The sequence below is a fragment of the Paenibacillus sp. V4I7 genome, from assembly GCF_030817275.1.
Lineage (GTDB): Bacteria > Bacillota > Bacilli > Paenibacillales > NBRC-103111 > Paenibacillus_E.
Window position 1 is genome coordinate 5,175,793 of the sequence record NZ_JAUSZD010000002.1, and the last position, 15,942, is coordinate 5,191,734.

A 15,942-nucleotide genomic window follows, 5' to 3' on the forward strand; every position below is an offset into this window, starting at 1 on the left:
GAAACCGCATAAGGCGACTGCCCATTTTTATTTATTTCAGCAAAGATGGAACCGCCAAGCTAACAGAAGCGTTCATTTCACGGTTAAGCTGGTCCAGAACAAATACTTTAACTGTATAGGATAAATGCGCAGCATCTTCGATATCAAAAAAAGCTGCGAACTCTTTAGCTGTAGATATAGGATCTGTTTCCATAGCGAAGATGCTTCCCGGCGTTGTGTCTTTCATTAACTGGAACACGACCACTTGCTTGCCTTGTCGTGGTTCCGCTCCCGGAGTGGCCGCTACTTCCACCTTGGCTCCAATACCCTCACTACGATCCAGTACGCCGTCCGAAATAATGGTATAAGGCTCAATATTAGGTCCTGTATTCACGAATCCCGCATGAATCCAATCGCCGTGGTCAAAGTTCTTGTCGCCAGCGTCATTTAGGGATAACCTGATCTGCTTTGCGCCATCAGGCAGCGGTACGTCAAAGTTCCACACCATACCTTTGCCGACAAGCGGCGAGAATGCGAGCAACTTGTCATCCGCATAAACCTTGAAGAACATGCTGGCATAGCCACCGTTTTCATTAACTTCATCATCTGCGCCCGCTACTGCGACGAACCGTTTCGCCCCCGTTGGGATATGATAAACAATTTCTGAGTTGGCATGTGTGCCCACTCCGCGGTCGTACGGTTTGCCTGCAGCTGTCAGCGTATTCCCATCGATGGATTTATTCTTTTTGGGTACGTTTGCCCACCCTGATGTCGCGCTCACCCAGTCCATTTGATCCAAATAAACGTCCGGCAGGGGTGGTACAGGACCATTATGTTCAAAAGTATGCAGCGTTTTGGATACGGTATTCGAATCTGCATATCCTTGAACAAACAGCTTCGCTTTTACGGTTGCGCTGCTCACCGGCAGCGTAAACGGCCCCGTATACAGCAGTGAATCTCTGGACGGTTCGCTGCCGTCAATGGAATAGCGTATTTCGTAGCTGCTTCCTTCAGCATTCGTCAGCATGGTCACTTTACCGCCTATATCCATCCAGCTGCGTTTGCCATCATAGACAATCTGCAAGTACGGCGAAGTCTTGTAAAAGCGAGCGGAAACCGTGCTTCCTGCTCCATCTCCGCTAAGGATCTTTGCGCGAACGACGGATGATGAGGTTAGCTCAATGTAATTCTCATATTTAGGCGAGCTTGCCGTTGGTTCGGATCCGTCAAGCGTATAGTGTATTTCACTCGAAGCGTTCACGGGCTTGAGGTACACTTTTCGCTTATCCAGAAATCCACCTCCAAATGGCTCCATATCGAGTTTCGTAAGCTTAGCCACATAGCCTCCGCTACCACGCATTTGCATGTTCAGTATACTGCTGGAGGTTAACACCTTTTTCTCAATCGTATATCCGTCTTGTTTAGTCCTATCATCCGCAAATATTTGCGCATTATAATTACCGCTTCCTAAAAACGATAGAGCCACATCTGTCGAGCGCTCCTGCAAACCGTTCATGACGGTTACATACCAAGTAGTACCGGAACGTCTAGCCATTGCCGATAATTCACCGATCTCACTTCCAGAGAGTACGATTGTCTCATCCCAGACGGTAGGAATGCTCTTAATGAACTCCGAGGCCGGGTTCAATAACATATTCTCCGGATGTTCGCCAAATGAAAGACTTGGCGACGTAAAGCTGAGTGCCGAGGCAATCTGATGGCTCCAGGAGCTTTTCCCCATACGATTGCTTAGTGACATCGGCGTATAATCGCCATGACCGGCCAAATAACGAGTAAAAGGCAAGGTTGTGTTATGGTCAGCCGGAGGCGCGCCTTGCTCCAACCCGTGAATGCCTTCCCGCGTTATCTCGTTCGGATATGTCCGAGACAAGCCAGTCGGTTTATTGGCGCCATGAAAGTTGACCATCAATTGATATTTGGCCGCATCCTCCAGCGTATCCCGGTAGAAGTTGATCTTAAACAGTTCTTCCCCGTCGATAAAATCAAGCTTCACGCCGACAACGCCAGCTGCTCGCGCCTTCTCGAAAAAGGCCAATCGGTCAGCGCGATTGAATATTCCTTTCACTCCCGAACGGTCTGAGGCCGATTTCCACAACCAACTCTCTACATGTTTGAATTTACCATAATCGACTACCTCTTTGACAGCGGCCCAGTAAGCATCCGGCGCAGCAGCCCAATCGGTCCATCCCTCATCGATCAAATTGTAAGGAATGCCGAGTTCAGAAGCATAGTCGATATAAAGCTTCATATTCAGAAGCGAAACATCACCGTCCACAACCCAAGACCATGTCGATGCTCCTGGTTTAATCCAGTCCATGTTGTTATCATAAATGGCTGCTCTCGGGGGATTAACGTTTGGAATGATGTCGCTGTTCACTAAGCCGTTCAAATCACTAGCAACGGAAACAATTCTCCAAGGCGTTGACACAGAACCGGATAAAGTCCAGCTCCCCCCATTAAAGTAAGCCTTGAAGGTGCTGTTTCCTTCGGCCACGAGGGCCATTCCCACATAATTGACCAAAGCTCCTTCCGTTATCGCCGCATAGCCGCCATTATCAGGCAGCTTTATCGTCATCGGAGGACCGATTTTCGTGCCGAGAGGGACCAATTGGGCGCTTTGTTTCGTAAATCGGCCTTCATAGGAAATCGTGTTCTGTTGGTACCAGACTGTGCTGTCAGCAGGGATTTTGAAACTGCTGCTTTCTCCGGAAATGACATAATCCGTAGGTCCTTGAGGAATTACATAACGGAAAGCGATACCGTCATCAAATAGCTTTACTTCCAGTGAATACTTCATACCGGTAATCGTGTTGACCATTGGAATTGTCGTCAGCGTATGATGATCGTGAGCTGTGGAATGCTGCCCGATCCATGGATATGAAACGGCATCAGGGGAACTTGTAACCACTTCATCTTGATCCCAAACCGCGCGATCGCCGATGTCGATCCCTTCGATAATGACCCCGAGATACGATTTCTCGATAACTGTTTTTCCATTAAACCTCATAGAATACGTTAATCTGCCGTTCATGTGCTCTATGGTACTCGTTACTTTTCCTTGAGGACTAGAGATGTTCACAGGCTCTGAAGGCTTCCATTCGTCTGAACCGTCACTCAGTATGAATTTGGCATCCAACCAGTCTGTATGATCGCAGGTAGGATCGCTCAGATTGTCTGTAATCAATGTCAGCGTCTTCGCTCCAGCAGGAATGCTAATATTGAACATATACGTTTCGTTAAATTTCAAATCTGGTGAACTCGCAATGACGACATCGTCAGCCTTGACGTAAAATTTCGCTTTAGCCTTCACAAACTCCGGGTTGGACTTCACCTCATCATCGATACCTGCTAAAGCTGTAAAACGCTTGTACCCAGGATCGAGATTATATACGATTTTGGAGCTTGCATGTGTGCCGATCCCCTTGCTGTATACTTTGCCGGCAGAGGTTAGCGGATTGCCATCCAATGATCGATCCCGCTTGGTTGGACTCCAGTAAGACTCGGAGCTTACCCAGTCCAGATCAGACACATAAACCGACTGAGATACGCTCAATTGCGCTTGTGCTGCACCATTGTAAACAGCAGAATTGGTATCTAGCAGCGTCTCGTTGTAGGTCGCTTCGGTCACCGAAGCTACGCTCGAAGTTTGTACAGGTTCAGCAGCAGTGGCTTCTTTGGAGAATCCTACTGCAAAGTTGGTGGTCAGCAAACAAATCATTAACAACAAACTTACGATGACGTGCAGAATATGACGTCTTCTTTTCAATTTTACTCCTCCTCGAATGCAAGATTATAGATAGCCTGCGCATTTTGCGCACGGGTTGCTTGAGACTGAGGATCAAACCTATCATCCTTCACACCTTGCATCAGCTTAACCGTTAATGCTTTATTAACGGCTTCCACTGCCCATTCAGAAACATCAGTTCCATCTTCAAAGGAATGTAAAGGTTTTTCTTTCAAGCTAATCTTTCCATGCTTAAACTCATAAGCCTTCACAAGCATAATCGCCATCTGTTCACGAGTAATCACTGTATGAGGAGCAAATTCAGTATCCGTGACTCCAGAAACGAGTCCAGCCCCATAAGCTGCTTGGACAGCACCTGCAAACCAATCGTTATTACCAACGTCTTTAAATGGAGATGCGATTGCATTTCCGTTTGCATTTACAGACAATCCTAAAGCTCTAATCAGCATAGCTGTGAACTCTGCCCGCGTGGTCTTATCATCGGGAACAAACAAGCTATCCGTTTTTCCTGAAATGATATGTTTAGCTGATAATACTACTAGCGTACGCGCCACCCAATGGTTTTTGTCTACATCATCAAACGACTTTCTATATTCTATAACTGCATATTTGCTCAAATGTTTCAGCTTCACGGTAATCGATGCTGTGTCAGGGTTCATATTCCCGCCAACAAATTCCCATTGATTCATTTGCTCATTGTAGTAATAAACACCAAGCAGTAATGGATCCGTATTCTTCGTATCGAATGGCAAGGAGATTTCGACACTTCCACGCAATTGTTCAACCTTGATCTCGCGATTATCCTTAGTTAGCAAGGACACTTTGATCTCATAGATTAGCCCTGAAACTTTTAATAGCGCTGTCCCCTGCTGAGCTTGACTGACATTGTCTACGACCGGTTCCACTTTGACTTGTACCATGGCCCCTTCCGTAGTTCCTGCTTTGGAAAGAAGATATTTCAACTCCGTCTGATCAATGGTTACAGCAGCACCTCCAACATTCACTTGCAGTGCTCGCTCTTGAATGTCAAGCATGGATACAAGGGCTGATGTTTGCTTCTCATCCAGCTGTACGAATGCCATACCATCTTTCATAACCGGAGTGACCGGTGTGACCGAAGGCAAGAGGTTGTTGCTATTGCCGCCATTATTCGATGACGTGTTATCTCCCCCATCATCGCTGCGCGTAATGGTTACAAGAGAAGTCCCCACGATGCCTGATCCATCTTTTGCCGCAGCTTTTACAGTGACAATTCCTGCTTGAATCGCCGTTAATGACCCTTGCTGATCAATCTGAGCTAGACCTGTTTCATTGTATACAGACCAAGTCACTGTTTCATTCGTTGCTTGAACAGGCAATACAGTTGCTATAAACTGCACTTGGCTGCCAACAGCCATCGTGTAATTGGTAGGATTCAGACTGATCTCTGTTACTAGAACTTCTGAGCCGCGATCTTCGATGACCTCAAAACGCTTCACCGTCCGTACATCCCCGCTTCCGGCAACAATCGTATACGTACCGATCATAGCGTCATTCGGCAGGGTGAACGAGTCACTAAAATTCCCGCCTTTTAGCACATTGATATAGAGGATACTTTGGTCCGGTCTTAACACTTTAATTGTCAACGTGCTCAGCTCTGTACGTCCGGTTATGGTAACCGTATCTCCAGCTTTCTTATCCGGAATATCTTGCAACTCTGGAGCCTCAATCGGCGGTTCGATAGGGTCAAGATAAGGTCTTATCACCTGCGCAAGCCGATTTGCAATCTTGACATGTCCGGCGCTGGAAGGATGCAGACTGTCGTTGAAATCGGATGACGGATATGTATCTACCCATCCAGTTGTATCTAAATAATGCAGCTGGGTATCGCCTGCAGCGATTCGGCTATTGACTGCGGCCAGCGTAGGCACAGCTTTGAAGTCACCAAAAGTGCGAAGTACAAACAGCTGAGCAGACGGGTATTTCGTCCTTATTTGCTGGAGAAATGCCGTATATGTGCTCTGAAAATTGTTATCGGATACATTGAACTTAGCATCATTAGTCCCTAAATTAATAACAATCGCATCAGGCTGGTACGTGCTGAAATTCCAATCCGGTGAGTCCGGATAATCACCTGGCTGCAGCTTGAAATATTGCTCGCTCATCCCGAGTGAATTAGGCACATAGCAAGCTACACCTGTCTCCAGGCAAATCCCGGTGTAGGCAATCTGAGTATGATCGGCACCCAGCTGCTCTCCCGCCAACCATGCGTAGGAACCGATCGATACTTCAGGCGTCGTGTAGCCTACGGTAATGGAATCGCCTATGAACTCAATCAAATGATCCCTCGGAGCCGCTTGCACGGTAGTCGCTCCGCTATCAAGAAGCAGTCCTTGAAAGGATAGGACATCCAGAATATCCTTGGAAACTACGGTTAGTGTATGTGTTCTCGCAGGAAGTGGCGTCGGTGTTAAATGGATGGTTCCAGTCGCATTTTTATACAAAACGTAAGGAGCATCATCGAGCTTGGCATACAGATTCGCTGAAGCACCCAATTTGATCTGGACATTCGTCCCCGTAAAGCTTACCCGAAGGGATGCGCCCGGCCAGTAGCTTTTGTAGGTTGCTGAAGCGCTACGATCCCACCTGCCCATATAGTGGATGTTAGCATCCTCTGGCGCAACAAAATCCATTATAGGCGCTACCTGTGGAGTAGCACTGACTTCATTGGACGCAGCGCTCTCTCCTCCAGGATAGACCGCCTTAATCACGAAGAAATAGGTAGTTCCATTGATCAGCCCTTCTGCTTTATAACCGTTAGTTGAGCTGTTCACAGTCGCTAGAGCCGCTCCGTAGGAACCTGCAGTATCACGGCTAAATATTTGATAGCTTGTCGCCCCTTCTACGGCGCCCCAGCTCAAGCTCACTTGCCCATCCCCAGCCATAGCGGCATGCAATCCAGGCGTTCCGATTCCTGTTACAGTCACCGCTGCTGTCGCTATTAATTCTCCATTTGACGTTGTAGCTGTAATGGTGGCGGTACCAGGGCCTGTTGCGGTAACGAGACCACTGCTGTTTACACTCGCGACATTTGGATTACTTGTTGTCCAAAATGCTTTTTTGTTCGTCGTATTCTCCGGAAGCAGCGCTGCCGTAAGCTGCTCGGTCATGCCGGTTAACATATCGAGCTTCGACTTATCGAGTGTAATACTGTCTGCTAAAACCTCTGGTCCGTACACCTCAAACTCCCATATAGAGTAACCGTATTGGGTAGCTCTGACTGTTCCGTACATGCGTACATAATGGGCATTAACTTCGTTAAATGCAATTGTTTCCAGTGCGCCTTTTCCGCTTGTTGTACTGAACACATGGGTCCAGTTCTCCGCATCATCGGACACTTGAATCTGATAGCTTTTGCCGTAAGCCGCTTCCCAATAGAGACGTACTTCATTGATCCGTTTGCTTTCACCAAGATCAACGTACAACCATCCTGGATCTACGCCTCGCTTGGACCCGAATCGCGTCGTTAAATTGCCGTCAAAGGCCCAAGAAGCAGTATCGACCGAACCGTCGCTTGAAGATCCTACTGCGGTTTGCTTCAGTGCCAAGTTCGTCCGCGGTCTCGGTTCTTGTGCCTGCACCGGTTTAATGGTAACTCCGCTATAAAATGCCCGATCCGTAAAATTCATTTCATGTAAAGTCGTCGCAGGCTTAGAGCTCCCCGGCATATATACATTTTCAAAGGTAATACCCGTAATCAATGCCCCTTCATGCCCTTTGATTTTGGCAAAACTTTCACCGGCGTCACGCACAGTAATATCTTTCACGGTAACCCCAGTGATCGGTCCTACACCATTGTTATTGTGATTCACCGTAAACATGGTCATCCACGCACTATTGTCCTCATTCTTACCGCTAATGTCCTCAACATCGATATTTTCAAACGTAACGTTGCTTACCGTGCCTACCCCATATTTATGATGGATTGCGAAACCTACAGCAGCCTTGTAAACTACACCATCTCTAAATGTGATGTTGTCTTGATTCTGCATAACACCTTGACCGATTTTGTAACCGTAACATAAGGTCCAAGTGATACTGTCCTCGATCAAAACATTGCTCACTGGTTCTGGATTCCCTGGCCAAGGCACTTTTCCTGATGCGATATCCGTATCCTCTTTCCATGCTTTTGTCGAATAAGGATCATCCAGAGCAATACCAATCGAATTGCGTACGATAGCATTTTGCGACTCGACGATATCAATCCCGTCATTCTCGCCCATGCCAAGGCTGTTAAACATCTTTAAATTTGTAAATACCAAATCATTGGAACGAACAGGCATGACCGCCCATCCCGCAGATTCACGAATGATGACACCATCCATGGTAAAGTTGGATGTAGCAATTGGCACTACCAGGTTGTTGATCATCCCTTTATTGTTGGTGCTCTTATCATCGTGCAGCGATTTTCCGTTTCCGTCGATCGTTCCACGTCCGTAGATTTTGATATTCTGGGAATTAAACGCCGTGGAGATCCACCATGTTGCTGGTCTACCCATGGAATTTTTAAACCAATGCTCCGTATAATCAGCTGTCTTCCCTGTACCTACAAAGGTTGCTCCGGGCTGCATGTAGATGGCTGTATTGCTTTTCAGTATTAAGTTACCAATATAGTATGTACCCGCCGGTACATAGACAACGCCTTGAGCGTTATTCCCCCGTACTGTACCGTAGTTGCTGGCATCATCAATTGCCTTCTGAATCGCTGCCGTTCTTTCGGTTACCCCCGTCTGAACGCCAGTTGTCGTTAAATGGTAAGGAGCTTCGGTGATATTGTAGATTCCTTCTCCTGAAGAGGCCGGAATATCGGTTTCCGCCGGATCGGCTGCAATGACGAGCCTCGTTGTTCGGTTGTTCATCGTAATGATTAAATACTCGTCCTTCTGAGTTGTAATCGTTAACGTTCTGCCTACAACACTATCAGCCTTGATTCCAAGTTTCTTAGGACTGATTGCGTACTCATGCACCTTGTCCGTATTCAGAATCGTCACCTCATACGTCACAGGACCGCCGGACATCGAGAAATGAGCGTAATCATAATCGTTGTAAGCTTTAATTACTGGGATCGGCACCCCATTCGCTTTGAGCGTAAAGTTCGCTGAAGCCGCATACCTTGTGGATTGATCGTAAGGATAAATCGCTGCGGGCGCTGCTCCTGCGTCCATCGTTGTTTCCGGTGCAGCTTGGGCGGTTTCTGTAGGAATAATAAGAACCGACGCCATTAGCACAAATGTCAGAACCGCACTAAGCCATCTTTTAGCCTTTAACATTTGCAAATGTCCTCCTTCATGATTGTATTCATTCACTTTCACCAGAACTTGGAAGCCCTTACATTTTCTTTGTGCGTGTTCAGTATATCAGACTACCCTCGCTGCCATAATGAGGAAAATCCCACTTCTAGGGCAGATATTTATATATATAAGAGCTTGCTTACGATTGAAACAAAAAAAAGCAGCCGCTGCTGCACTTTATCTGCTTTCATGAAGAATAACCAAGCAGCCAAAAAAAGCTGTTTAGAGAGTTCACCTTAATGTTAAAAGGTTTCGGATTGATTGATGGTCAACTTGTCGCGATTGACGGCACAAAAATAAAGGCGGATTGCTCTAAAAAGCAACACTTTAATGCCAATATTGTCAGTAAGAAACTAGAGCATATCGATGAAAAGATAGATGCATATTTGCGTGATTTTTTAACGGAGGACAATCGCCAAAAAAAGCAGGAAATCACTGAAAAGTTAGAGGTCTATCAGAAGAGAATGCATGAGTTGCAGGTAATTACCTTTCAAATGGAATGGAAAACAAGATGGGAAAGAGTATAATCGTTACACTTGTGAAGCCTTCGATATTTGCGGACGTCACTGGGGCTATACATACTTTTTAACACGAGGGTTGGCATCAGTAGGTACTGAGACCAATTTGATTTGTCTTGCCTATAATTTAAAGAGAATGATCAAAATAATGGGCGTGAAGGAGCTCATACATTGGATTGGGGTATTCATATTGATTTAAAATCAGGGAAACGAATCGGAGCATGGTAATACGGTCCGAGCGAGGTCTTTTGGGTTCAAAGGGATGATAACATAAACCAGCTAAATACAAATGATTTTATAAACTCTGTTGACTATTATATCTCAAACCGTGCTTTGATTGAATTTTTACAGGCGAAATAAAAACATTACAATGACTGTTTGTTTCTGAAATCGTGATAAAAAATACTATATGAAATAAGAAAAAGCGTGGGGATAGGCGATGCCATTCCGTACGCATTTTTTAGTTTATTTACAGTGTTTTTATGCTACTCTACTCCAAAAATAAACCCGTTCAATTAATCTATTCTGCCCGTTATCACAGCAAGGTTGCCGGTCGTTCTTCGTGGCAGCCTCTTAATGTGGGTTATTGAACTAACGTTACTCGTTAGCGTAATGATGTTCGGTTCGAAGCTTCTGCCCTCCATGAATCACCCCGTACGCTCTTTAATGGATTTATAAAATCCCAGAATATTGGAATCAATTGGCAAGCCAGATACTTGCCCATCTCCAATTTCAATAATTATCCATTCTCCAGAATCTGTCTTTCCGATGTCCATCGAAAAAAAGTTGCTTCCAATATTCTGAGCAAGACGATTGAAGATCGTTAAATCAGGTTTCTCATCATCGTAATGAATATCTTCCCAATAATCGAATTGAAAAAGAAATTGTTTTTGGAAATAAAACAACCTAAATTCCTTTGAGAGTGGTATCTGACTCTTAGAATGCATAGATATTCTTTCAAGATTCACGAACTCTCTAAATACTATACCTTCATTAATGTGTTCACCTTGTCGATCAATGAAATTCTTGATTACAATGGTTGCGTGATTTCTATCCGAAGCATCAGGTATGAAAAATGATTCGTTCCATTCGTGTTTCCTAGATTTCACATAATCCTTTATGATAATTGGCTTGTTCCCAAACTCAGACAGATTCCTATAGATTATATCGAAATCATTATTTAGGTTTTCAATATGAATCCAATTGCTATAAGGGGTAAAGTCTTTAATCTTATCATAAGAATTGGGAAACCAGTGACCATTCTTATATGCATCAGGATTGTTGATGAGAATTATATTCTTCTTTTGTAATCCGTTGTATAAATTTTCATAGTTCTTAGGCTTCATCATCCAGCCTCTATATAGAGCTGATTCATGAGATTCAACTGCATTAATCTTACTTAGGGATTTGTCAGTATTGCCTTCCAATAACTCTTCAAGACTAATCAACATGACAGAAAACCCAAGTGATTTAGCAATGGAGTATTCCTTCTCATAATCAAAATCAACTGCATTTTTATTCATCGGATCTGAACAAAAAATAAGAAACATATAGATTCGACTCCCATATTGGATTTGATCTTGTACTTTCAGAAGTTTCATCTAACGTCATATTTGCGAACTTCGCAAACACCTTAAATGTATTACATATTCGTGAGTCGGATTAAACTATCCTGCCCGTGTAATTGAGAGAAGGCAACCAATCCACTTGGACCGGCTGCCTTTCATGTTGTTATTAAGCTATAGTATCAGTTAGCGCACTGCTAATGGAAATTAATCACCATTGCGGTCTTGTCGTCCGATTTCTTAAAGCGGATATGTTGAATACACTCAGGATCGCATTCTTCAAGTTCTATTAATTCTTGAGTATAAAGTTTTATACCTTTATTCAATATTCTTTGCGCAACAAAGCTCCAATACGAACTCTGTTCGGGTACGATATTTGTTGGTAAAAACATCCCATCAGTCAACAATATGATATGTTTTAAACACGTCAGATTAATTTTTCCGTATTCGAAAAAACGAACTGCATCCTTTTCCCCATTTAAGACCCCGTAACCACCATCTGTATTAGCGCGATATCGGTTCTTTTTTATTGTATCAATAACGGTTTCATGAAGATCTTTCTGGCTTTTTAAGCCTTTAGTGATTCCTTCCTGCCATTTAGCGAATGCTGGAGCTTCTAAGTGAGAAACTTGTCTCCATGTTAATGGGCGAACCTCCTCATTATCATACACTGCTAGAGTCATGCAATCCCCTGTCTGTATGAACTCCACACCATCATCCTGAATACGAACGATTGCCAATGCCGCTCCCCAAAGTTCTTCCTTTTTCTCCAGATCAATATTAGCGAGCACCATTTGTTCCCTAAGAAGATCATTCACCTCAATCATGTGGTCCTTTAAACTTCCAGGATCAGTAACAGATTCGAAGTAGTTTTTTACCAGATTCGCCGCAATAAAACCGCCAGTTTCCTTTTTGGAATTTAGATAGGGTACCAAGGAAGAAACACCATCCAAAGCTCCATACAAATTTGCTTTCGGATGCGTAATAATGGCATCCTCATTTAATATCCCAACGCCTTTCTTGGTGATCTCCTCATAAGTAACAAACAAGTTGTTCACCCCTTTCTCAAATTATTCTGTAATACCATTTACTTATTTTGCCATTTTCTCCATTACCAAGTATTGGAACTACCTGCCTGTTACTTGAATGAACAAAATAAGGAGTTACCGCGAGGCAAGCTTCTTTAGTCAAATACACTTGAAGGAATCCTAGCACTAGAGTAGTAACGGATTGCCTTTCCCTTTTCTTCAGCATACTGGATCTCTCTCCTTGTGCTGTTCCCTATGTAACCATCAACATCAATTACGAATATTTCATCAGAAATATCAATCTTTCTAAAATGCATGTTTCCTAGTAATTCAGCTTGTTCTTCTGTTATTTTAAAACCATCGCTTTGCTCAAAGAAGGCAACGCTAATAACGATGTTACCTTGAAGTGTAAGATATGCGTTCGCTTGTTCAAATTGTTCTTTGAATTTTGTAGAACCGCATAAAGTAATGACTCGCATATTCAAATCCCTTTCTCGATTTACTCCTTAATATATTCTTTTATCAGTTTGAATTTCCTTCCAGTAACCTTGAAGTTACCACGCAAACCTGCCCGTTAGTTCAATCAGCAGGCCACGGCGCCTGCGATGACGTTTATCCTCCTCATCCAATCGCAGCGATCCGTCGGGAATGGGATAATATTCTTGTCACCCGACAGTTGTTCTTGTCGGAGGACAAGAACATATATCCTTAAAAGACAAGAACTCACTTATATCCTTTGCCTTGGGTGGCGATATGATCTGCCGTTCGAATGGCCAGCGCGACTGTGGTCAACGTTGGATTTCCAGACCCGATGAATGGTAAAACACTGTTGTCGGCCACATACAGTCCTGAAATACCGTGAACTTGACCGTACAGATCCGTGACTGAGGTCGAAGGATCCTCACCCATACGGCACGTACCCGAAGTGTGATGCAAATCTCCGGTAGGCACAAGGCAGATTTCGCCCAAGGTGATATTTGCAACGGAAGAAATCCGCTTTACAGACTCTAACATCTTTTGAATTTCGGCTTGTTCTGCTTCACTAAATGAAAATTGCACTTCTATTTCCGGTACTCCGTATTCATCTTTTCTGTCAGGGTTTAATAACACCCTGTTTTCATACCGAGGATCGATCTTACCAAAACATTGGAGAAGAATGTTCAACTCCTCCAAGAACGGTTTTTCTTGAGATGATGGATACCAATCATAACCGCTCGGTCCCATCAGACGGATCTGATAGGGCTTATCCGGCGTTGCAGTAATTAAAATACTGAGAGTTCCGGGAATATCCGTGAAATCTCTCCGGCTCACTTTTCCGGGAGCTAGCATAAAAACTTGATTTGTCATATAATGGCCGACCGCTCCTCCCTGGATGCCCGAATGAAGCAGCAAACGCGGAGTTTCATACGTACTCGTCGACAATACGATCGTTTTTGCTTTAAGAATATAAGAACTCATATCCGGAGACATGACCTTAACACCGGTAGCTTTCCCCTGATCGACCAGCACTTGAACGGCACGGGCGTTTATCGCCAAATCGAAAGGTCTAAGAAATAAAGCTTTAGCAAGGAGAGAAAAAGAACTAAAAAAAACATCCGAATGAACTTCCCCGAACTTGGTCGGATGAATATCGGCGGCTATCGGCATATATCTCGATTCGGGAAAACCGCCTTGTTGCAGACGATCCAGCAAAATCTCCGTTAATGAAGACCCTCTGGCATATTCGTCGGTGACATTCATGACCCGCTCGGCAATGTTATAATAGGTGTCCATTTCATGAATCGGGATCGGCCAGTCCGGAAGCAGAGACAAAACCAAGCGAGAAGCAACTACATCCCAAAATACGGTCCTTCCTCCAAGGCAAATAACTTCTCTTGCCCCTATAAACTCCGGATAAGAGCCTTGCAATGGTTTTGATATGTATCGGTAATATTGTTCAAGACGTGTGCGATTCATCATTGGAAGATTGCGGCCATGCGTTGGCATGACAATGTTTCCTCTTTCAATAATGCCAATCCGCTTACCGTTGTTCCGCCACTGTTCGCACAGTCTCCAGAGCATAGTTCCTCCTCCGGCACCTGTACCTACAATCAGAACATCGTATTCGTTATCCGCCATGGTTTCCAATGAAGTCAAAGGAATCCAATTTTCGATATATTCCGGTGGTATGTGACAAGTCGGAGGAATCGTGACCGGCCTCATGTCCAATTCGGTGAAGACAGGAAGATTAACCAGTTTACCAGCGATGTTCTGATCAGAGCTTTCGATGGATGGATTAAGTGATAGGAGATCATCAATCGATACACGCTTTTGATCTGCGATGATTCGGAGCGTATCGTTGTTACGAGCAACCCATATTTTCAATGCCATGACTCCTTTTTCACTCCTTTACATCTGAAATCTACGCCTAATTAGTTTATGTAAGGGATACTGGGAATAAGTCCGAGGATAGGTCTCAAATAAAGCTGCTCTCGCAGGAATTGCAGCAGCTTTTTCAAATATCAGATCGTTAGGTGTTTAATTGTTAGTGAAAACTCCCGTTAGCGTAATCATCTGATGGTGCAGCGAACGCTTAGTCAAGCACCTTCTGGCGCCCTTTCCCTTCTGTTAAGTAATTCGGTCAACTTACAACATGAACTTACTTGAATAAGTCGAACAGCTGCTGGTGCGAGCGCGAGCCAGCAGCTGTTTCATCATGTATTCAGCTAACGTTATCCATCAGTTCAATTTGCTTTAACCTTTAAGTACAAATTTACTTAGGTATAACAAGATATTCCCTATCACGGAGTATAGGTGAAAGGTACCAATTTTCATACTCATCCAAAATTATTTTTTGTTTAACTTTTATTCTTACATCCATATTTTCTTCACTATCGATGTCTTTGTCATTTATCAGTTTGGGACTATTAACCCAAAAGTCTAACGTGTACTCAACGATTGCTTCTTTTCTATTCTCATCAAATGTTATTTTGTCCAATTGATATCCGTTATTCTTTGTACCATTACTTCTTGTGATGGCATCAACAAAATCGTGAGCACTTTTTGAAAAAGCGTAGCTTTCTATGACTCTATTGATCTTCAACTCAGCAGATTTGGTTTTGTCAATTGATAACATCACGTGATGCGTTGTTTGATCCCAAGTCACAGTGGCGCCTGATGCTTCTGCAACAAACCTAAGAGGAACGAGTGAATTACCTTTAATTATCTGCGGTGCTTTTTCGAGATAATAAGCAATATTGTTTGCCGTAGCGAGGGAGCTTCCAATCACTAAACTTATTTTGCTGCCGCCGCGCTCTGCAGAAATTCTTTGAGTTGTTTCGTTCCAGTCCACCGTGTATCCAAGCTTTTCAAATATGTTTCGAAAATGAACTAAGGTTACCCCGTCCAATAATACGGGTTCTTGTTCAAAAGTTATTTTCTCATCGTGTAAATAAACAGAGATTGTTGGAATATCGCTTTCCGCATAAACCTGCGGGGTAATCAAGCATAGAGTTATAGATAAAATTAGAATGCATATGCGAAGAGGTAGTTTCAGTCTCATTTGCCATCCTCCATATAGATAATATCCGTAAGTGCTTCCACGTTATCTGCCCGTCCCTCGGTTTTAAGGGTTTATCTTACGTATACTCACTCATTCGCAGGATTTCATCACCTTGAAAATAACGACTGCTTAGAAAACGAAGTCTTATGGATAAAGGTCTTTTAATTTAAAGCGTGCGGGAATAGAGGAGCCGTAAAATCATTCCCCTAAATATC

The 15,942-nt window shown here is 43.9% G+C and carries 8 protein-coding genes; 1 reads left to right on the plus strand and 7 read right to left on the minus strand.

All coding sequences use genetic code 11. From position 1 onward, the window contains the following. Positions 1-31: 31 nt before the first annotated feature. On the minus strand, positions 32-3,766 hold the full coding sequence (locus tag QFZ80_RS24270; protein ID WP_307561458.1) for an NPCBM/NEW2 domain-containing protein: 3,735 nt from the start codon (positions 3,764-3,766) through the stop codon (positions 32-34). A 2-nt stretch (positions 3,767-3,768) separates the two neighbouring features. Then, positions 3,769-9,054 carry an S-layer homology domain-containing protein gene (locus QFZ80_RS24275; RefSeq protein WP_307561460.1) on the minus strand — a complete coding sequence of 1,762 codons (5,286 nt, stop codon included), beginning with the start codon at positions 9,052-9,054 and terminating at the stop codon, positions 3,769-3,771. Positions 9,055-9,314: 260 nt separating this feature from the next. On the opposite strand from QFZ80_RS24275, the gene QFZ80_RS24280 reads away from it, so the two are divergent. Continuing rightward, entirely contained in the window at positions 9,315-9,602 is a 288-nt protein-coding gene (locus tag QFZ80_RS24280; protein WP_307553486.1) for a hypothetical protein, read from the plus strand. A gap of 638 nt (positions 9,603-10,240) precedes the next feature. Here the strand turns inward: QFZ80_RS24280 and QFZ80_RS24285 are convergent. The 5 genes from QFZ80_RS24285 to QFZ80_RS24305 form a co-directional block, all read right to left on the minus strand. Further along, positions 10,241-11,143, minus strand: coding sequence for an ATP-grasp domain-containing protein (locus QFZ80_RS24285; protein WP_307553485.1), 903 nt, complete (start codon positions 11,141-11,143; stop codon positions 10,241-10,243). 212 nt (positions 11,144-11,355) lie between these two features. After that, positions 11,356-12,216 carry a protein phosphatase 2C domain-containing protein gene (locus QFZ80_RS24290; RefSeq protein WP_307561462.1) on the minus strand — a complete coding sequence of 287 codons (861 nt, stop codon included), beginning with the start codon at positions 12,214-12,216 and terminating at the stop codon, positions 11,356-11,358. Positions 12,217-12,341: 125 nt separating this feature from the next. Then, entirely contained in the window at positions 12,342-12,665 is a 324-nt protein-coding gene (locus QFZ80_RS24295) for a hypothetical protein (protein ID WP_307561464.1), read from the minus strand. A gap of 244 nt (positions 12,666-12,909) precedes the next feature. Next, positions 12,910-14,556, minus strand: coding sequence for a GMC oxidoreductase (locus QFZ80_RS24300; protein ID WP_307561466.1), 1,647 nt, complete (start codon positions 14,554-14,556; stop codon positions 12,910-12,912). Between the two features lie 382 nt (positions 14,557-14,938). Beyond that, entirely contained in the window at positions 14,939-15,727 is a 789-nt protein-coding gene (locus tag QFZ80_RS24305; protein WP_307561468.1) for a copper amine oxidase N-terminal domain-containing protein, read from the minus strand. Positions 15,728-15,942 lie beyond the last annotated feature (215 nt).

Bases quoted from the DNA above. Each gene is read 5' to 3' on its own strand.
- QFZ80_RS24300 (WP_307561466.1), bottom strand. From the start codon at position 14,556: ATGGCATTGAAAATATGGGTTGCTCGTAACAACGATACGCTCCGAATC.
- QFZ80_RS24285 (WP_307553485.1), bottom strand. From the start codon at position 11,143: ATGTTTCTTATTTTTTGTTCAGATCCGATGAATAAAAATGCAGTTGAT.
- QFZ80_RS24305 (WP_307561468.1), bottom strand. From the start codon at position 15,727: ATGAGACTGAAACTACCTCTTCGCATATGCATTCTAATTTTATCTATA.
- QFZ80_RS24295 (WP_307561464.1), bottom strand. From the start codon at position 12,665: ATGCGAGTCATTACTTTATGCGGTTCTACAAAATTCAAAGAACAATTT.
- QFZ80_RS24275 (WP_307561460.1), bottom strand. From the start codon at position 9,054: ATGTTAAAGGCTAAAAGATGGCTTAGTGCGGTTCTGACATTTGTGCTA.
- QFZ80_RS24280 (WP_307553486.1), top strand. From the start codon at position 9,315: ATGTTAAAAGGTTTCGGATTGATTGATGGTCAACTTGTCGCGATTGAC.